20 protein-coding genes are annotated in these 18,286 nt (G+C 70.8%); 14 read left to right on the top strand and 6 right to left on the bottom strand.

What is annotated here, in order from left to right; genetic code table 11:
* Position 1: 1 nt before the first annotated feature.
* Together Q1K57_RS01580 and Q1K57_RS01585 are read left to right on the top strand one after the other, a co-directional pair.
* Positions 2 to 514 (top strand): carbonic anhydrase, encoded by a 513-nt coding sequence (locus tag Q1K57_RS01580; protein WP_300078218.1) that lies wholly within the window; start codon positions 2 to 4, stop codon positions 512 to 514.
* Positions 504 to 1,877 (top strand): hypothetical protein, encoded by a 1,374-nt coding sequence (locus Q1K57_RS01585; RefSeq protein WP_300078221.1) that lies wholly within the window; start codon positions 504 to 506, stop codon positions 1,875 to 1,877. The genes Q1K57_RS01580 and Q1K57_RS01585 overlap by 11 nt, the downstream gene beginning before the upstream one ends.
* On the opposite strand, the gene Q1K57_RS01590 is transcribed toward Q1K57_RS01585, so the two are convergent.
* Positions 1,852 to 4,305: a DNA topoisomerase (ATP-hydrolyzing) gene (locus Q1K57_RS01590; protein ID WP_300078223.1), complete on the bottom strand. Its 2,454-nt coding sequence runs from the start codon at positions 4,303 to 4,305 to the stop codon at positions 1,852 to 1,854. The genes Q1K57_RS01585 and Q1K57_RS01590 overlap by 26 nt on opposite strands.
* A 51-nt stretch (positions 4,306 to 4,356) precedes the next feature.
* Positions 4,357 to 5,391, bottom strand: a complete 1,035-nt coding sequence (locus Q1K57_RS01595; RefSeq protein ID WP_300078225.1) for a phosphatase domain-containing protein — start codon at positions 5,389 to 5,391, stop codon at positions 4,357 to 4,359.
* 69 nt (positions 5,392 to 5,460) lie between these two features.
* On the opposite strand from Q1K57_RS01595, the gene Q1K57_RS01600 reads away from it, so the two are divergent.
* The 3 genes from Q1K57_RS01600 to Q1K57_RS01610 are packed head-to-tail and all read left to right on the top strand — an operon-like array spanning position 5,461 to position 7,805.
* Positions 5,461 to 6,027 (top strand): DUF5998 family protein, encoded by a 567-nt coding sequence (locus Q1K57_RS01600; protein ID WP_300078227.1) that lies wholly within the window; start codon positions 5,461 to 5,463, stop codon positions 6,025 to 6,027.
* Between the two features lies 1 nt (position 6,028).
* A complete protein-coding gene (locus Q1K57_RS01605) occupies positions 6,029 to 7,156 on the top strand; it encodes a nucleotide pyrophosphatase/phosphodiesterase family protein (RefSeq protein ID WP_300078230.1) in 1,128 nt (375 codons plus the stop codon).
* Position 7,157: 1 nt separating this feature from the next.
* Entirely contained in the window at positions 7,158 to 7,805 is a 648-nt protein-coding gene (locus tag Q1K57_RS01610; RefSeq protein WP_300078232.1) for a thymidine kinase, read from the top strand.
* Between the two features lie 9 nt (positions 7,806 to 7,814).
* On the opposite strand, the gene sepH is transcribed toward Q1K57_RS01610, so the two are convergent.
* Positions 7,815 to 8,792 (bottom strand): septation protein SepH, encoded by a 978-nt coding sequence (gene sepH / locus Q1K57_RS01615; RefSeq protein WP_300078235.1) that lies wholly within the window; start codon positions 8,790 to 8,792, stop codon positions 7,815 to 7,817.
* A 187-nt stretch (positions 8,793 to 8,979) separates the two neighbouring features.
* On the opposite strand from sepH, the gene Q1K57_RS01620 reads away from it, so the two are divergent.
* On the top strand, positions 8,980 to 9,276 hold the full coding sequence (locus Q1K57_RS01620) for a DUF4193 domain-containing protein (protein ID WP_300078237.1): 297 nt from the start codon (positions 8,980 to 8,982) through the stop codon (positions 9,274 to 9,276).
* Positions 9,277 to 9,309: 33 nt separating this feature from the next.
* Here Q1K57_RS01620 and Q1K57_RS01625 read toward each other — a convergent pair whose 3' ends face one another.
* The gene (locus Q1K57_RS01625; RefSeq protein WP_300078240.1) at positions 9,310 to 9,600 is read right to left on the bottom strand and encodes a DUF4235 domain-containing protein; all 291 of its coding nucleotides are present in this window, start codon (positions 9,598 to 9,600) and stop codon (positions 9,310 to 9,312) included.
* Positions 9,601 to 9,689: 89 nt separating this feature from the next.
* Here Q1K57_RS01625 and Q1K57_RS01630 point away from each other — a divergent pair, with 89 nt between their 5' ends.
* The 4 genes from Q1K57_RS01630 to Q1K57_RS01645 are packed head-to-tail and all read left to right on the top strand — an operon-like array spanning position 9,690 to position 11,742.
* On the top strand, positions 9,690 to 10,148 hold the full coding sequence (locus tag Q1K57_RS01630) for a DUF3093 domain-containing protein (RefSeq protein WP_300078243.1): 459 nt from the start codon (positions 9,690 to 9,692) through the stop codon (positions 10,146 to 10,148).
* A complete protein-coding gene (dut, locus tag Q1K57_RS01635) occupies positions 10,145 to 10,606 on the top strand; it encodes a dUTP diphosphatase (RefSeq protein ID WP_300078245.1) in 462 nt (153 codons plus the stop codon). The genes Q1K57_RS01630 and dut overlap by 4 nt, the downstream gene beginning before the upstream one ends.
* Before the next feature lie 25 nt (positions 10,607 to 10,631).
* Entirely contained in the window at positions 10,632 to 11,372 is a 741-nt protein-coding gene (locus tag Q1K57_RS01640; RefSeq protein ID WP_300078247.1) for a DUF3710 domain-containing protein, read from the top strand.
* 19 nt (positions 11,373 to 11,391) lie between these two features.
* The gene (locus tag Q1K57_RS01645) at positions 11,392 to 11,742 is read left to right on the top strand and encodes an OB-fold nucleic acid binding domain-containing protein (RefSeq protein WP_300078249.1); all 351 of its coding nucleotides are present in this window, start codon (positions 11,392 to 11,394) and stop codon (positions 11,740 to 11,742) included.
* An 18-nt stretch (positions 11,743 to 11,760) separates the two neighbouring features.
* Here the strand turns inward: Q1K57_RS01645 and Q1K57_RS01650 are convergent, their stop codons facing one another.
* Positions 11,761 to 12,480: a TrkA family potassium uptake protein gene (locus tag Q1K57_RS01650; protein WP_300078250.1), complete on the bottom strand. Its 720-nt coding sequence runs from the start codon at positions 12,478 to 12,480 to the stop codon at positions 11,761 to 11,763.
* Positions 12,481 to 12,506: 26 nt separating this feature from the next.
* Positions 12,507 to 13,154, bottom strand: a complete 648-nt coding sequence (locus Q1K57_RS01655; RefSeq protein WP_300078263.1) for a TrkA family potassium uptake protein — start codon at positions 13,152 to 13,154, stop codon at positions 12,507 to 12,509.
* Positions 13,155 to 13,253: 99 nt separating this feature from the next.
* Between Q1K57_RS01655 and Q1K57_RS01660 the strand changes: the two genes are divergently transcribed.
* The 4 genes from Q1K57_RS01660 to acnA all read left to right on the top strand — a co-directional run.
* A complete protein-coding gene (locus Q1K57_RS01660) occupies positions 13,254 to 15,296 on the top strand; it encodes an APC family permease (RefSeq protein ID WP_300078253.1) in 2,043 nt (680 codons plus the stop codon).
* Positions 15,289 to 16,437: a TRAM domain-containing protein gene (locus Q1K57_RS01665; protein WP_300078256.1), complete on the top strand. Its 1,149-nt coding sequence runs from the start codon at positions 15,289 to 15,291 to the stop codon at positions 16,435 to 16,437. The genes Q1K57_RS01660 and Q1K57_RS01665 overlap by 8 nt, the downstream gene beginning before the upstream one ends.
* 125 nt (positions 16,438 to 16,562) lie before the next feature.
* On the top strand, positions 16,563 to 16,733 hold the full coding sequence (locus Q1K57_RS15665) for a DUF6767 domain-containing protein (RefSeq protein ID WP_366525315.1): 171 nt from the start codon (positions 16,563 to 16,565) through the stop codon (positions 16,731 to 16,733).
* 86 nt (positions 16,734 to 16,819) lie between these two features.
* On the top strand, positions 16,820 to 18,286 hold a 1,467-nt coding region (gene acnA / locus Q1K57_RS01670; protein WP_300078259.1), incomplete at its 3' end, for an aconitate hydratase AcnA.

An 18,286-nucleotide genomic window follows, 5' to 3' on the forward strand; every position in this document is an offset into this window, starting at 1 on the left:
CATGGACACCACACCCGAGCCCGACGGCGGCTTCGATGACCTCCTGAGGGCGAACAAGCGCTACGCCCTGAGCGCGCCGCGTGGCTTCGACGGGATCGCGCACGAGGGCGTCCTCATCCTGACGTGCATGGACAGCCGCATCGAGCCGCTGGAGATGTTCGGTCTGAGGGTGGGGGAGGCGAAGATCCTCCGCACGGCGGGCAGCCGCCTCACGCAGGCAGCGCTGGCCGGGATGGTCATGGGTGTCCACAAGCTGCACGTAAAGCGCATCCTCGTCGTGCCGCACACCAAGTGCGCGGCGGCGTCCATGACGGAGGAGGAGATGCGGACGGCGATCACGGAGGTCTCGGGGGTCGACGTGGGCGACTTCGAGTTCGGCGTCGACCCCGACCAGCTCGACCGGCTGCGCGAAGACGTCGACACGGTGCGCAGCCACCCCCTCGTCGGCCCCTACGCGACGGTGGGCGGCTTCCTCTACGACGTGGACACCGGTCTGGTCAGCCATGAGTGCTGAGCGGCGGCGGCGTCCGTGGGGCGTCCTGACGCTCGACACCCCGCCGCTGCGCGGGGCGGACGCCCGCCTGGCCATCGTGGTCGGGGTGCTTGGGGCGGTCTTCCTCCTCGTGCCGCGCGGGCTCGGCTGGGTCGGCGACCACCTGTGGGCCGAGGACGGCGCCATCTTCCTCGCCGAGCAGCACTCCTTGGGCGTCAGCTCCTGGTTCGTCACCTACGGCGGCTACCTCCACCTCATCCCCCGCGCTCTCGCCACCGCGTTCGCGGGCGCGCCCCTGGAGGTCTACCCGAGCGTCATGCTCGCCTGCACGGTCGTGTTCCGGCTCATCGCCTACGGCTACGCGGCCCGCCTGTTCGCCTCCTACCTCGGGTCGGCCCGTTGGGGCATCGCGGCCGCCGCGGTCGGCGTCCTGTTCCTCCCGGTGGGGCAGTGGGAGGTGGTGGGCAACATCACCAACCTCCGCTGGACCCTCGACGTGCTCGTCGTCGTGCTGCTCATGAGCGTCTTCACCCGCCCGGCCGCGGCGCTGTGGGCGGGGCTGCTGCTGTTCGGCGCGGCGATGAGCGATCCGCTCGTGATCGGCATGGCCCCGCTCGTGCTGCTGAGGCTGGTGGACGGACGCGGCTGGTCGCGTCTTCCCGCGCTCGCGTTCACGGCGGGCGCGATCGGCCAGGCCCTCCTCATGAAGGGCACCTCACGCACCATCCCCGAGGCGGAGAACTTCCTGCAGCACCCGGGCGACCTCGGCATCCAGCTGGCCCTGCGGGGCCCGCTTTCGACGCAGTTCGGCGTCACCTGGGCATCCGAACAGGCGATCGGCGACGTTCGCTGGCTGTGGGCGGCGGTGGCGGGCACGGTGGTGATCCTGCTGGCCTCGCTCGGGGCGCGCCGCACCGGCGGGGTGGCGCCGGGGGCCCGGGTGGCGTTCCTCGTGGTCTGGGCGGGCGCCGGCCTGGCGCTGTTCCTCGCCACGATGGCTTTCGTGTCGATGCCGGCAGCGTCGGCCGACCGGTGGGACCTGATCGCGACGAACGTGCCGCGCTACACCGCGCTGCTCTGCTTCTTCCTCACGCCCGTGCTCGTCGCGGGGTGGCAGGCGCTGTGCTCGTGGCGGGGCGTGGGCCGGATCGCGCGGGTCGTCGCTCTCGCGAGCATGGTCGTGCTGGCCGCAGGCATGGTGCGCGACTTCGGCGGGTACCCGCTGCAGTACGACACCGAGTCGTGGCGCGGACAGGTCGCCGCGGCGCGGGCCCAGTGCGATGCTGGCGGCGGGCCGGCGCGGCTCACCTTGTCCCCGCACTGGTGGGGTCAGGTCGAGCGGGCTTGCGACGGGACGATCACGACCCTGCGCCGGGATCCCTGACCACCCGCGAGGCAGCCCCTGCGATCGGCTGCAGGGCCGGCGTCCCCGACCCGTCGCGCTTGCCGGTGGCCGGAGGCAGGTCGATAGCAGCCCCGGACGCCGCCGCCGCGATCACCGGCACCTCGCCGACGTGGGCGAGCAGGAGCGTGTCCTCGCCCTTGAGGAACCGGTGCGCACGGACGCCGCCGGTCGCCCGGCCCTTCGCCGGGTACTCGGCGAACGGCGTCACCTTGACCGAGCCGGCCTCGGTACCGGGGAGGGCGTCCGACGAGCCCGACACCGTCACGACGACAGCCTCGCCCACGACCGCGCCGAAGAACACCACCTTGGCCCCCGCGGCGAGCTTGATGCCCGCCATGCCGCCGCCCGAGCGTCCCTGCGGCCGGACGGTGGCGGCGGGGAAGTGGAGCAGTTGGGCGTCGGAGCTGACGAAGACCAGCTCGGCGGAATCGTCGAGCAGTTCGACGGCGCCCACGACGCTGTCGCCGTCGTCGAGGCGGATGACCTCCCAGGCGTCCTTGTTGGTGAGCAGCTCGGGGTTGACCCGCTTGACCACGCCGCGCTCGGTGCCGAGCGCCCACGTGGCGTCGGCGCCCAGCCGGGTGAGAGCCAAGGGCCGCTCGCCAGCGGCGAGGTCGAGGAGTTCGGACGCCAGCGTCCCGCCCGCCAGGTTGGGGGCGTCGGCGGTGAGCGCGACCGACGGCAGTTCCACCGCGTGAGCGCGCAGGACGCGGCCGTGCGAGGTGAGCACGCCGTAGTCGGAGCGGGCACTCGTGCGCACCGCCGAGACGATGACGTCGTGCTGCGCGCGGCGGCCGCCGACCGGCAACGGGGCTGCGGTGTCGGCCCGGGCGAGGAGCCCGGCCGAGCTCAGCATGACGACGCAAGGGTCGTCGGCCACCTCGAGCGGGGTGGCAGCGGCCGTCACGGCCGTGCCGCCACCGGCCAGCAGGACCGTGCGCCGCGGCGTACCGTGTGTCCGGGCCACCTCGTCGAGTTCGCGGGCCACGAGGGCGCGCAGCTCGTCGTCGTTCTCGATGATCGTCGACAGGTCGGCCAGCCGCTGCTCGAGTTCGTCGCGCTCGGCCTCGAGCTCGATCTGGCTGAACTTCGTGAGCCGACGCAGCGGCAGCTCAAGGATGTAGTTGGCCTGCGCCTCGGACAGGTCGAAGACCTCGATGAGGCGCGCGCGGGCCTGGGCGACGTCGTCCGAGCCGCGGATGAGCGCGATCACGTCGTCGATGTCGACGATGGCGATGAGCAGGCCCTGCACGAGGTGCAGCCGTTCGGCGGCCTTGCGGTGGAGGAACTGCGTGCGGCGCAGCGTGACGTCGAGGCGGTGGTCGGCGTAGACGACGAGGGCGTCGCGCAACGACAGCGTCTGCGGCTGGCCCTCGACGAGGGCGACCATGTTGATGCCGAAGCTGTCCTCGAGCTTGGTGAGCCGGTAGAGCTGCTCGAGCATGGCGTCGGGGTTGATGCCGTTCTTCACCTCGATGACGAGGCGGGTGCCGTTGACGAGGTCGGTGAGGTCCTTGATGTCGGCGATGCCGGTGATCTTCTTGTTCTGGTGCAGCGTCTTGATCTGCTCGATGACCCGCTCGGGCCCGACGGCATAAGGCAGCTCGGTGACGGCGATGCCACGACGGCGCGGCGAGGTCTGCTCGATGCGCGCGGTGGCGCGGATCTTGAAGGTGCCGCGCCCGGTGGCGTAGGCGTCCGCGATGCCCTCGAGCCCGACGATCTTGCCACCGGTGGGCAGGTCGGGGCCCGGAATGAACCGCATGAGGTCGTCGACGGTCGCGTCCGGATGCTTGAGCAGGTGCTTGAGTGCCTGCACGCACTCGATCAGGTTGTGCGGCGGGATGTTCGTCGCCATGCCCACCGCGATGCCCGTCGACCCGTTGACGAGCAGGTTCGGGAAGGCCGCCGGCAGCACGACCGGCTCGGTGCCCCGGCCGTCGTAGTTGGCCTTGAACTCGACCGTGTCGGCATCGATGTCGGACACCATCGCGGACGCCGCTGGCGCCATGCGGCACTCGGTGTAGCGCATGGCCGCGGGGCCGGCGTCCGGGGAGCCGAAGTTGCCGTGCCCGTCGACCACGGGCAGCCGCATCGACCAGCTCTGCCCCATGCGGACCAGGGCGTCGTAGATGGCGCCGTCGCCGTGCGGGTGCAGCTTGCCCATCACCTCGCCGACGACGCGGGCGCACTTGACGTGCGGACGGTCGGGTCGCACGCCCATGTCGTCCATCGAGTACAGGATGCGGCGCTGGACCGGCTTCAGCCCGTCGCGGGCATCGGGCAGGGCACGGGAGTAGATGACGGAGTAGGCGTACTCGAGGAAGCTGGTCTCCATCTCGGCGGTGACGTCGACGTCGATGATCTTCTCGACGAATTCGTCATCGCTCGGCGGTCGTTGGACCACGCGCCTTCCCTTCCCCAGGTTCTGCTCCGGCCCATTCTGGCACCGGCGGGCTCAGATCAGGCCGAAGCGCTCCCGGGTCATCTGCGAAAGGCCGCGCCCGTCGGGGGCGCGCATGATCGGGACCGGCGGGGCCGTGGACTCGTCCTCGAGCAGCGGTTCCGTCGTGCCGTGCGCCAGGTAGTGCTCGGCGGGGGAGAGCTGCCGGATCGCGATACCGAGCACATGGCCCGGGTTGGCGGCGGCGAACTCGCGGTAGATCTCGGGGTCGTGCTGGCCGTCGTCGCCGACGAGCAGCCAACGGATGCCTGGGAAGTCGACGGACAGCTGCAGCAGCGAGCGGCGCTTGTGCTCTTGCCCGGAGCGGAACCAGCCGGTGTTCGTCGGCCCCCAGTCTGTGAGCAGCATCGGCCCCTCGGGGTAGCGGTGGCGGCGCATGAACCGCGTCAGGAAGCCGTGCGTGTTCCACGCGCCGGTGGACAGGTAGACGACCGGCGCGCCGGGGTGGGCGGCCTCGACCGCGTCGTAGAACACCGCCATCCCCGGGATCGCCTGCCGGGCCGCCTCGGTGCGGATGAAGCTGTTCCAGGCGGCGACGAACGGGCGGGGGAGCATCGTCGACAGGACCGTGTCGTCGATGTCGCTCACGATGCCCACGGTCGTCTCGGGGGGAACGACGAGGACCGGCACGCGGGCGTCCGCCGCCTGCTCGCTCGAGACGGTGGCGAGCGACCATCCGCCGGCGAGCCCGTGGTCGCGGACGCGATGATCGATGTAACCACCCCGGTCGGTGTGGCCGTGGACCTCGGTGTCGCCCAGGGTGATGGTGTACCGCACGTGCACGCAGGCGGTCGTCAGGAAGTTCCGCCAGCCCCGGCGCCGCAGGAACTCCTCGGCGGCCTTGCCGAGTTGGGTCTCGGCGAAGTTGGGGCTGAGCACGACGCGACCCAGGACGCGGGCGAACCCGGTGTCCCCGTAGGCCGTGTAGGGGATGATCCGTTCCCGCCACCCGAAGGACCGCAGGATCGCCTCGAGCCGCCGGTCGACGAACATCTCGAGGCGGGCGCCGAAGAACGGGCGGTTGCTCATGGCAGACAACCTAATGGACGCCGCCCCCGCGGTTCGCCCCGCCGGCGCGGGTGGTGACACAATGCGAAGATGACCACACGCCAACTCCCGGCCGAACTGCGCGGTGCCATCGTCGGCTCCGGCTACTTCCCGGAGTTCGTCGAGGCCACCTTGCTGCAGGCGATCGGTGACGAGGAGGTGTCCGCCTCCCTGCTCCACCATGAGGCCACGTTCACCTCCAGCGAGCTGCACCGCCACGTCACGGTCCTCGTGCTCACGCCCACCCGCTTCGTCGTGGCACACACCGACGACGGGGACGCCCCCGGCGTCACCCAGGCCATCACGACCGTCGAGACGGTTCCGCTGCGCAAGATCGTCTCCGTCGGGGTCACGCAGGTGGCCGCCCGGCCCGAGACGTTCAAGCGCGGCCGCTCGCCGCTCGCCGAGGCCTGGCTGGTCGTCAACTGGGGCACCGCGCGCCGTGTCGAGTCGGAGCCCGCCTCCTGCGGCGACCCCACCTGCGACGCGGAGCACGGCTACACCGCCACCGATCTGGCCGACGACCTGATGGTTCGCATGAGCGCCGCCGCCGACGGGGAGGACGCCCTGGCGAACCTGGTCGAGTTCGGCTCCCTGCTCCAACGGGTGTGTGCCTGACGTGAGCGACCAGCCCCTGGTGCCCGATTACGGTACCTCGACCCTCGCCGACGTGTTCGGCAGCGTTGCGACGTCGCTCGGCGTGGATGGGTGGTCCGGACCCCTCGACCTGCCGGCGTCCCGGCGATGGGTGATCCTTCTCGTCGACGGGCTGGGCGATGCCAACCTGGCGGCCGCGGCGTCCGACGCGCCCTACCTGGCGGGCCTCCGCGAAGCGCAGGGCCGCACCGTCACCAGCGCGGCCCCGAGCACCACCGCGACCTCGGTGACCAGCCTGGGGACCGGCCTGACGCCGGGACAGCACGGCATCGTCGGCTACGCCTTCCGCAACCCGGTCTCGGGCGGGTACCTCAACGCCCTGCTGTGGGCCGATGGGCTCTCAGCGCTCGACGTCCAGCCTCGCCTCACCGGCTTCGAGCGGTTGTCGCGCAGCGGTGTCGCGCTCGGCAACGTGAGCCCGGCGCGCTTCCAGGGCAGTGGCCTCACCGAGTGCGCCTTGCGAGGTGCGCGGTTCTGGCCGGTCGCCGACGAGGACAACCACCCCGCGCGGATCCGGCAGGTGGTGGACGCCGCAGGCGCCGCCGACGCGACGCTCACCTATTTCTACGAGCGTTCGCTCGACCACGCCGGCCACTCCGACGGCTGGCGGTCGGGCAGTTGGCGCGAGAAGCTGCGCCGCATCGACCGGCTGGCCACCCGCCTTCGGCAGGAGTTGCCCGACGACACCCGCCTGCTCGTGACGGGCGACCACGGCATGGTCGACTCGCCGCGCGAGCGGTGGGTGGTCGCCGAGGATGTCCCGGGCCTTCTCGACGGCGTCACGTTGCTCGCTGGCGAGGGTCGGTTCCGGCAGCTGTACGCCGAGGCGTCCGACGTGGCGCTCGTCGCCGCACGTTGGGCGCGGCACCTCGGGGATCGGGCCTGGGTGCGCACCCGTGACGAGGCGATCGACGCGGGCTGGTTCGGGCCGACCGATGCCCGGACGGCGCAGCGCATCGGCGACGTGCTCGTCGTCCTGCGCGACGACTGGGCCGTCATGACCCGCAACCAGCCCAAGGAGTTCGGCCTCGTCGGCATGCACGGCTCGCTGACCGACGCAGAGATGCGCGTCCCGCTGCTGGTGGGCTGACGTGGCGCAGCTGACCTACTTCACGGGGCCCATGAACTGCGGCAAGTCGACGTTGGCCCTGCAGGTCGACTACACCGAGGCGTCGGCCGGACGCCGCGGCCTGCGGTTCACGTGCCTGGATCGCGGCGGGGCGGCGATCATCAGTTCCCGGATAGGCCTCCACGCTCCGGCCACCGAAGTGACGCCCGAACTCGACCTGTGGCAGGTGGTCACCGGCGAGCTGACCGCCGGCCGCCGCGTCGACTACCTCGTCTGCGACGAGGCCCAGTTCTACGCGCCCACCCAGGTGGACGATCTGGCCCGCATCGTCGACGAGTTGGGGATCGACGTCTCGTGCTTCGGCATTCTCGCCGACTTCCGCACCGAGCTGTTCCCGGGCTCGCGCCGGCTCGTCGAACTGGCTGACCGGATCGAGATGCTGCCCGCCCGGCCGCGCTGCTGGTGCGGTGCCCCCGCGACACACAACGCGCGCATCGTGGACGGAGAGATGGTGGTCGAGGGCGACCAGATCGCCGTGGGCGGCACCGACGGCGGGAGCGCCGGCGAGGTGAGCTACGAGGTGTTGTGCCGGCTGCACCACCGCAAGCTGCTGCCGAGTGCCAAGTCGCACGTCGACCTCACGCCGGAACCGCTTCCCTTCGAGGGCTGAGGCGGCCGGTCAGCCCTCCGAACGCGGGCCGCCGAACACGATCTCGTCCCAGCTCGGCACCTGGGCGCGCTTCTTGCGCGGCTTCGGCTTCGGCAACGGCGGGGGAGCCTCCACGTCATCGATGAGCGACAACTGCTCGGGCTCCTGCGGCGCCGCGGGTCCGGCCTCGTCCGTCGCGGTTGGGGCCTCCTCCACCGAGGGTCGAGCCTCGTCGAGACCCGTCTCCACGGGCGGCTCGGCCGGGGGCGCGACCTCCTCCTTGGGATGCACGAGGCCGGCGTAGATCTTCACCGAGTCCTCGTCGAAGCTGCTCAACATGTCGTAGAGCACGTCCATGCCCGAGTCCGACTCGGCGATCTCGTAGACGCCGTCGACCTCGGCCAGGTCACTGTCGCGGTAGGCATCGGTCAGGTCGTCGTGGTCGCCCTCGGACACCGCCGGCGTGGTCTCGTCGGTGGGCTCCTCGCCGGGATCGTCGGGCAGCGGCGCGACGTTCACCTCGTCAGCGACGGACAGGGCGCGGAGGAGGGCCAGATCATCCTGCTGATGAGCCACGGGCGGCGTCCTGGTGCTGTCGCCGACGAGCAGCCGGGCCTCCTCGTTGGTGGCCACGGAGAAGCGGCCGCCCTGGTCGTAGGCGAAGTCGGCGACGTGGTCGGCGTCATCGGCCCTCCAGGTGGCCCGGACACGCCAGCGCCGGTCCTCCAGCTTCCAGGCATCCCAGGCCACGTCGTCGGCGTCCACCCCGAGGGCCGTGAGCGAATCGGCGACGGCGTTGCGCAGCGCACGGTGGGAGGTGGTCTCTCCGCGGCGGCGGACAGGGTTCGTGCGGGCGAGGCCGGCCACGTGCTCGCGCTCGGCGACGACGGGGGCGGCGAACGCCGCCAGCTGCTCGACGGGGACGCCGGCGGCGGCCGCCACGTCTTCCGGGGAGGCGCCGGCGCGGATGCGCGCCTGGATGTCGCGCGGTCGCAGTGAACTGTCCATCTGGGCGAACTCTCCGCTCTCGGTGGTGTTGCAAGGTAACCTACCCGCCCGCACGCCTCGAACGGACCCAAACACCCCGGTGGGGGTCCATGCACTCCCGCGGGCGCGCGGGGCTTGACCGGTGTGGTATATGTGCGTGCGGACCGCAACCAAGGCTTCCCAGGACGCCCGGGCAGAAGGAAGAGGAATGGCGACCGACTACGACGCGCCCCGCAAGACCGATGACGAGAACGAAGACAGCATCGAGGAACTCAAGAGCCGTCGCAACGACAAGAACTCGGGGAAGGTCGACGAGGACGAAGTCGAGGCGGCGGAGACGTTCGAGCTACCGGGGGCGGACCTGTCGCACGAGGAGTTGACGGTGCGTGTCCTGCCGCGCCAGTCGAACGAGTTCACGTGCGCCTCGTGCTTCCTCGTGAAGCACCGCAGCCAGATCGCGGAGGAACGCGGCGGCCAGCTCTACTGCGTCGACTGCGCCGGCTGAGGGACCGCAGGTGCCGGGCGGGCGGGTCGGCGCTCAGAACCGGAGGTTGACCGCCCGCACCGGGCTGGCCTCGCCCGTGATGGCCGCCCAGCGGCGGGCGGCGAAGCGGTTGATGAGCACCTGCGTGAGGCCCATGCCCAGGGCGATGACGAGGACGCGCACCAGCGCGGCCTCGGCGGGCGTGCTGGGGTCGTTCGGGTCCGGCGGCTCCTCGCCCGTCACGAACGTCCACGCACCGTCGACGAGCTGCTTGGTCACGATGCCCCCGATGAGCGTGACGCCCGTCGAGTACACGTTCCACACGATCTTCTGGGAGATGTCCACCGCACCCGTCCTGCCTCGTCAGGAGCCCCATCGACGCCTGCCTGGGACCATCGTAGGGTCAAGGTCCGGCACAGGGTAGGTTTGCGCTCGTGGCGTACAGAGAACGGCTGGCGGCCCCGCTCTGGTGGTGGGTGCTCGGTCTGGGGCTGTTCGTCCCGACGGCCGCCGCGATCGGCTTCATGCTCGGCCCGTGGGTGTCCTTGGGGGCCGCCCTCACCGTCGCCGTCCTCGTCGCCTTCGCCCTCAGTTCCTTCTCCGCCACGGAGATCGTGGTGGACGCGGCCGGCGTCCGGGTCGGCCGGTCGATGCTCGAATGGGACTACGTGGGCCGGGTCGAGGTGTTGGACGCCGCCGCCGCTGACCACCTGCTCGGGGCGCGTGCAGACGCGCGCGCCCATGTGGTGCAGCGGCCGTGGCTGCGCGAGGGCGTCCGGATCTCGGTCGAGGACAGCGCAGATCCGCATCCGTACTGGCTGGTCTCGAGCCGGACGCCCGCCCGCTGTGCCGCAGCGATCGTCCGCGCACGGGCCGAGGGTGGGCAGGGATGAGCGAGACCGTCGACGTACTGATCCGGCGCCTGGACCTGGGCCTGCCGCTGCCCGCCTATGCCCACGATGCGGACGCCGGGGCCGATCTGGCGGCAGCCGAGGACGTGGAACTGGAACCCGGCGAGCGCGCCCTCGTCCGCACCGGCATCGCCATCGCCCTGCCGGACGGCTGGGCAGCGTTCGTGCACCCCCGCTCGGGACTCGCCACCCGCGAGGGCATCACGATCGTCAACGCGCCGGGTACGGTGGACGCCGGTTTCCGCGGGGAGATACGCGTCTGCCTGCTGAACACCGACCGCCGCCGCAGGGTGATACTGCGCCGGGGCGACCTGATCGCGCAGCTAGTCTTCCAACGCGTGGCACGGGCGGCGTTCACCGAGGTGGACGAGCTCCCGGCCAGCAGTCGCGGTGACGGCGGGCACGGGTCCACCGGCGGGGTGGCGTCATGGCAGTCGTGAACCAGATTTTGACGAAGGGGACGAAGTGATCTTCGGGCGCAAGGGCCGCAAGGCCAAGGCCAGCACCGACGAGGACGTCGACGATGTGGTCGCCGTCGAGGACGATGCCCTCGACGAGGACGCGGATGTCGCCGACCTCGACGAGGACGCCGACGAGACGGAAGCCGCCGAGGACGTCGACCCCCGCGCCGACGGCCCCTTCGACTATGAAGAAGTGGACCTGAGCGGCGACGACGCTGTGCTGGCTGCCCAGCGCGTGCGGCGGGTCGCGTTCGGGCCACTGATCGTCACTCAGCCCGAGGATCTTCTCCTGCAGTTGCAGGGCGATCCCAAGACGAACGCCGTCTACACGCTGCTGGCGCACCACGAGAACTCCGGGTTGGAGGTCGCCCTGTTCGCGGCGCCCCGCAGCGGCGGGCTCGCGGCCGAACTGCGCGAGGACATTGTCGAGGAAGCGACGCAGGGCGGCGGCCAGGCCGAGATCGTGTCCGGCCCGTTCGGCCCCGAGGTCAAGCGGGTCCTGCCCTTGGATGGCCCCGAGGGCGAGCAACTGTTCCACGTCTCCCGCATCTGGCTCGTCGAGGGCCCGGGGTGGCTGTTGCGTGGCACCCTGATGGGGCGCGCCGCGCTGGTGGAGGGCGAGGCCGAGCCGGCCGACTTCTTCGTCGAGTTCTTCCGCGATCTCGTCGTCCGCCGTGACGAGGAGCCGCGCTCGCCCGGCGAGATCATCCACCTGGCCCTCCCCGAGGGCAGCGTGCGGGGCTGAGCCGGGCTACCCTCGCACCATGGGCCTGCTGGACCGTGTTCGCCGCCTGTTCGCGTCCACCGACGAGCTGGCGTCAGCGGATCGACGCCGCCTCGCCGGGGAGCAAGGCGCCGACGAGATCGCCGGGGTCACCGACCGGGGCCTGGTGAAGTTGCGTGGCACCATCGAGGTGCTCACGCTCCGCCCGCGCCGCACCCGCCCCTGGCTGGAGGCCGAGTTGAGCGACGGCACCGGCCGTGTGACCCTCATCTGGATGGGTCGCCACGACATTCCGGGCATCGAGGCCGGGCGTGACCTCATCGTCGAGGGGCGCGTGTCGGTCGACGGGGGCGTCCGGACGATCTACAACCCGCGCTACCAACTGCTCTGACGCCGCCGCGGCGGCCGGTCAGGCCGGCCGCTCGGGCTCGTCGTCGGAGTCGTCGTCGATGCCGGCCCGGTCGCGGTGCACGCCCGGCGCCAAGTGGTGCGCGAGGGCCATCTCGTGGCTGGGATCGACGACGAACAGCAACTCGTCGCCGCCCTCGACCGCGGCGTCCCGCTCGGGGGCGCGGGCTGCGCCGTCACGGATGATCGCGACCAGCACGGCATCGCCGGGCAGGTTGAGTTCGGCGATCCGGACGCCGACGGCGGGGCTCGTGTGCGGCAAGGTCATCTCGACGAGATTCGACTTGCCGCCGCGGAAGCTGAACAGGCGGACCAGATCGCCGACGGTCACCGCCTCCTCGACGAGGGCGGACATGAGGCGTGGGGTCGACACTGCGACGTCGACGCCCCACACGTCGTCGAACATCCACTCGTTGCTCGGGTGGTTGACGCGGGCGACCGTGCGGGGTACCGCGAACTCGGTCTTGGCCAGCAGGCTGTGGACGAGGTTCACCTTGTCGTCGCCGGTGGCCGCGATGGCGACGTCGCAGCGCTCGATGTGGGCCTCCTCGAGCGTTTCGACTTCGCAGGCGTCGGCCAGCAGCCATTCGGCACCGGGCACGCTGTCGGGCTTGATGGCGGTGGGGTCGCGGTCGATGAGCAGGACCACGTGGTCGTTGGCGATGAGTTCGCGGGCGATGGACCGGCCGACGTTGCCGGCCCCGGCGATGGCGACGCGCATTCCCGTGCCTTTCGGTGCTTGATCGTTCAGTGTTTGAGCGGCGGTGCGGACAGGACCGACTCGATGTGCTCGACCGCATCGTTGGCGGCGGCGGCGTACACCGTGTCCCCGTGCTGGAGGAGCGTGGCAGCGTCCGGAACCATGCCCTGGCCGAAGCGGGAGAGGAAGGGGATTTTGGTGCCGATGGCCGACTCGATGTCGGCGATCTTGCGGCCCACCCAGGCATCGTGTGCGGCCAGCCGGATGAGCCGGACGGTGCCGGCGGCGTCCCGCCACTCGGGCTCGGATCCCTCGGGGACCAGCCGGCGGAGCACCTGGTCGGCTGCCCAGCGCACGGTGGCGACGGACGGGATGCCGAGGCGCTCGTACACCTCGGCGCGCCCCTGGTCGTAGATTCGGGCCACGACGTTGTCGATGCCGAACGTCTCGCGCACGACGCGCGCGGCCAGGATGTTGGAGTTGTCGCCGGACGAGACGGCGGCGAACCCGTCGGCGTTCTTGATGCCGGCGGCGACGAGGACCTTCTTGTCGAAGCCCACCCCCTTCACGGTCTTGCCGTGGAAGTCGGGCCCCAGGCGTCGGAAGGAGTCAGCGTTGATGTCGATCACGCTGACGGTGTGGCCGCGGCGCTCGAACGCCCGGGCCAGGGAAGCGCCGACACGGCCGCAACCCATGATCACGAAGTGCACGCTGGTGGCCTTTCCCTCGCTGGTTCGATGACCACCGGACAAGGCGATCCGGTGGAGCCGATGGCGGGTCTAGAGTGTACCGCTGTGAGTGTGGCGGAAACGCTGAAGCGGCTGCTCGTGGGGCGAAAGCTCGCCAGCACCCAGTTGGGGGAGACGTTGCTCCCCAAGCGCATCGCGCTGCCGGTGTTCGCATCGGACGCCTTGTCGTCGGTCGCGTACGCCCCCGACGAGATCCTGCTCACCCTGAGTCTCGCCGGCCTCGCCGGCTACGCCTTCGACTGGCCGGTGGCGATCGCCGTGGCCGTCGTCATGCTCGTGGTGGTGCTCTCCTACCGGCAGACCGTGCACGCCTACCCCTCGGGGGGCGGCGACTACGAGGTGGTCGGCGTCAACCTCGGCCCGAAGTGGGGCCTCGTCGTCGCGAGCGCGCTGTTCGTCGACTACATCTTGACCGTCGCGGTTTCGGTGAGCTCGGGCGTCCAGAACGCCAAGGCGGTGTTCCCGCAGATCGTGGGCTTCGAGGGCATCACGGCCGCGGTGCTCATCGTGGTCCTCATGGGCATGAACCTGCGCGGCGTCCGCGAGTCGGGGCGCTTCTTCGCGATCCCTACCTACGGCTTCATGATCGCGGTGATCGGGATGACCGCGTGGGGGCTGACGCGCATCTTCGTGCTCGGCGAGCCGTTGTCCGCGCCCACCGCCGAGTACGACATCGTCGGCAACGACTTCTACTCATCGCTGAGCGGGTTCGCGCTCGTCGCGCTGCTCGCCCGGTCGTTCTCGTCGGGCTGCGCCGCCCTGACCGGTGTCGAGGCGATCAGCAACGGCGTCCCCGCCTTCAAGGAGCCGAAGAGCCGCAACGCAGCCACCACGCTCGGCCTGCTCGGCACCATCGCGATCGGCATGCTGGGCGGCATCATCACGCTCGCGAGCCTCACGGGTGCGAAGCTCGTCGACGAGACCGGCGGCGTCGTGTTCACGCACGAGGGCGAGCCGGTCGAGGGCCACACCGACACGATCATGGGCCAGCTCGCGGGCACCGTGTTCGACAACTTCTACCCGGGCTTCCTGTTCGTCATCGCCATGACGATGATCATCTTGTTCCTGGCAGCGAACACGGCCTTCAACGGTTTCCCGGTGCTGGGATCGATCCTCGCCCGCGACGGCTACATGCCACGCGCCCTGCACACGCGCGGCGACCGGCTCGCCTACAGCAACGGCATCATCTTGTTGTCGGTGGCCGCGTGCGCGCTCGTGCTCGTGTTCAACGCGTCGGTGACCGCGCTGATCCAGCTCTACGTCGTCGGCGTGTTCGTGTCGTTCACCCTGAGCCAGATCGGCATGCTGCGGCACTGGACGCGGCACCTCGCCGTCGAGACCGATCCGGCGGCGCGGGCGCACATGGTGCGCAGCCGGGCCATCAACGCGATCGGCGCCACGTGCACCGGTGTCGTGCTCGTCATCGTGCTGGCCGCCAAGTTCCTCTACGGCGCCTACCTGACGATCGTGGCCATGGCGATCGTGTTCGCCATCATGAGCGCGATCCGGCGCCACTACACCAAGGTGGCGGACGAGACCGCGCTCGTGGCCTCCGAGACCCGCACGCTGCCGAGCCGCGTGCACGCCGTCATCCTCGTGTTCGAGTTGAACAAGCCGACGATCCGGGCCCTCAACTTCGCGAAAGCGAGTCGGGCCAACAGCATCGAGGCCGTGGCCGTGGCGTCCGACGAGGAGGTCGTCGAGAAGCTGCGGAACGACTGGGAGGAGCTCAACCCCGGCATCACGCTCAAGGTGCTCGCCTCGCCGTACCGCGAGGTCGTCAACCCGTTCCTGACCTACGTGAAGAGTCTCCGCTCCGGCAACCCCCGTGACGTGATCATGGTCTACCTGCCGGAGTTGGTCGTCGGCCATTGGTGGGAGCGGCTGCTTCACAACCAGACCGGACTGCTCATCAAGTCGCGCCTGGCGTTCGTGCCGGGCGTCATGGTCACCGCCGTGCCCTACCAGCTCGCCTCCAGCGCCTACGCGCTCGAACGGGCAGTCCGCAGCGACGAGACGGGGGCCGCCTGGCGTCGTCCGGGTCGGGGTCAGGTGCACACCGGGGCGCGTCCGGACGCGGATGAGTGATCTCGCCGTCGGGGACGTCGTCGGCCCCCTCACGGTCGGACGGGTCGCCCACGGCGGCCACTGGGTCGCCCGCCACGAGGGGCGGGTCGTCTTCGTGCGGCACGCGCTGGAGGGCGAGGTCGTCCGCGTGCGGATCACCGAGGTCGCCAAGAGATTCGCGCGCGGGGATGCGGTGGAGGTACGGGTCGCCTCCGCGCACCGCGTCGAACCGCCGTGCCCCGTGGCGGGCGCGTGCGGCGGCTGCGACCTGCAGCACGTCGACCTCGCCCACCAGCGCGAGCTCAAGCGGCAGGTGGTCGCCGAACAGCTGACGCGGTTGGCCGGTGTCGGCTGGGACGGCACCGTGGAGGACTGCGGCCCGGGGACAGGACTCGGCTGGCGGACGCGCGTGCGCTACGTCTCGGACGGCACGTCTTGGGGCCTGCGCGGTCACCGGTCACACGCCGTGGTCGCCGTGCCGCCGGGGGGCTGCCGCATCGCCCGGCCCGGGCTGGCGGAGCCCGGCGCGGAGGTGGCGGCGGGAGCCGCGGGGGAACAACTGCTCGGTGTCGAGTCCTCGGACGGGCCGGTGTGGGCGGATCCGGCGGGCGACACGGTCGTGCGGCAGCGATTCGCCGGCCGGGACCACGCCGTGCACGCCGGCGGGTTCTGGCAGGTACACCCGCGCGCCGTGGATGTGCTCACCGCCGCGGTGACCGAAGGGCTGGAGCCGCGCTCGGGGGAGACCGCGTTGGACCTGTACTGCGGCGTCGGAGTGTTCGCAGGGGTGCTGGCGGCGCGCGGGGTTGAAGTCATCGGCGTCGAGGGTTCACGGGACGCCGTGGCCCTGGCGTCCGGCAATGTGCCGGAGGCCCGGTTCGTCGCGGGGTCCGTCGACCGGGTCCTGCGGCGGTTGCCAGACGCCGTCGATCTGATCGTGCTCGACCCTCCCCGCGTGGGCGCCGGCCGGGCGGTCGTCGCAGGCATCCTGTCGAGGCGTCCTCGCGCCGTGGCCTACGTCGCGTGCGATCCCGCCGCGCTCGCGCGCGACATCGCGTTCGCGGGCGAGCAAGGCTACCGGGCGGCGTCCGTGCGGGCGTTCGACCTGTTCCCGCAGACGCACCATGTCGAGTGCGTCGCGCTGCTGGTGCCCGGGGCGTAGTCCTCAGGCGCCCCCACGCCCGTGCCGAGCTCCAGGAGCGAGCCGGCCGGGGGGAGGGGCACGCGGACGAACCGAGCGCGCCCTCGGCGGTAGACTGGGCGCAGGAGGTCGTGGTGAGTCGATACGTGGAGGCCCGGTGCCCCTTGCGGCCCGCGGACAAGTGCTCCCTGTGCTTCCCCGGCGCGAACGGCCCACAGGACTGCGGCCTGGTCTACCTCATGAGGGAGGACGACGAGTTGCGCGCCGCTTACGCTGCCCAGCGGCAAGCGGCCCGCGCGGCGGACCCCACCGCGTAGGCTCGGTCGTGGGCCTACGGGTCGGCCTTGAAAGTATCTCGATATCGAGATAATGTCGTGCCAACGACGGACAGGGAGAACTGCGCATGAGCATGAACAGTTTCGGTGCCAAGACGACGCTGGAGTCGAGCGGCACCTCGTACGAGATCTTCAAGCTGGACGCCGTCCCCGGTGCTGACAGTCTGCCCTTCAGCCTGAAGGTGCTGCTGGAGAACCTGCTCCGCACCGAGGATGGGGCGAACATCACGGCCGAGCACATCACCGCTCTCGGGGAGTGGGTCGCCGATGCCGAGCCCACGCAGGAGATCCAGTTCACGCCGGCGCGCGTGATCATGCAGGACTTCACCGGCGTCCCCTGCGTGGTCGACCTGGCGACCATGCGCGAGGCCGTGGCGGAGTTGGGGGGAGACCCCGCGAAGGTCAACCCGCTGTCGCCGGCCGAGATGGTCATCGACCACTCCGTCATCGCCGACTTCTTCGGCACCGAGAACGCCCTCCAGCTCAACATGGACGTCGAGTACGAGCGCAACCGCGAGCGCTACCAGTTCCTCCGCTGGGGCCAGACGGCGTTCGACGACTTCAAGGTCGTCCCGCCCGGCACCGGCATTGTGCACCAGGTCAACATCGAGAACCTCGCTCGCGTGGTCTTCCCGCGGACGGTCGACGGCGTGCTGCAGGCCTACCCGGACACCTGCGTGGGCACCGACTCGCACACCACCATGGTCAACGGCCTGGGCGTCGTCGGGTGGGGCGTGGGCGGCATCGAGGCCGAGGCCGCCATGCTCGGCCAGCCGGTGAGCATGCTCATCCCGCGCGTCGTCGGCTTCAAGCTGTCGGGCAAGCTGGCCGACGGTGTGACCGCCACCGACCTCGTCCTGACGATCACCGAGATGCTGCGCGAACACAAGGTCGTCGGCAAGTTCGTCGAGTTCTACGGGCCCAGCGTGGCCGAGGTGCCCCTGGCCAACCGCGCGACGATCGGCAACATGAGCCCCGAGTACGGCTCGACGATCGCGATCTTCCCGGTCGACGACAAGACGACCGACTACCTGCGCCTCACGGGGCGCTCGGAGGAGCAGATCGCGCTCGTCACCGACTACTGCAAGGCCCAAGGCCTGTGGCACGACCCGGACGCCGAGCCGCGCTACTCCGAGTACCTCGAGCTCGACCTCTCATCGGTCGTCCCGAGCATCGCCGGCCCCAAGCGCCCGCAGGATCGCGTCGTGCTGTCGAAGAGCAAGGCGGCCTTCCGCGAGGTGCTGCCGAGCTACGTCGGGGGCGACGCCGGGGCGTCCGTGCCCGTGACGCTGGCCGACGGCCGCAGTTTCGAGCTGGGTAACGGTGCCGTGACTGTTGCGGCCATCACGTCGTGCACGAACACGTCGAACCCCTCGGTCATGCTCGGCGCCGCACTGGTGGCCAAGAAGGCGGCCGAGAAGGGCCTGCGCCCGAAGCCGTGGGTGAAGACGACGGTGGCGCCCGGGTCGAAGGTGGTCAGCGACTACTACGCCAAGTCCGGCCTGCAGCAGTACCTGGACGAGCTCGGCTTCAAC

The organism is Propioniciclava sp. (assembly GCF_029977985.1).
Lineage (GTDB): Bacteria > Actinomycetota > Actinomycetes > Propionibacteriales > Propionibacteriaceae > Propioniciclava.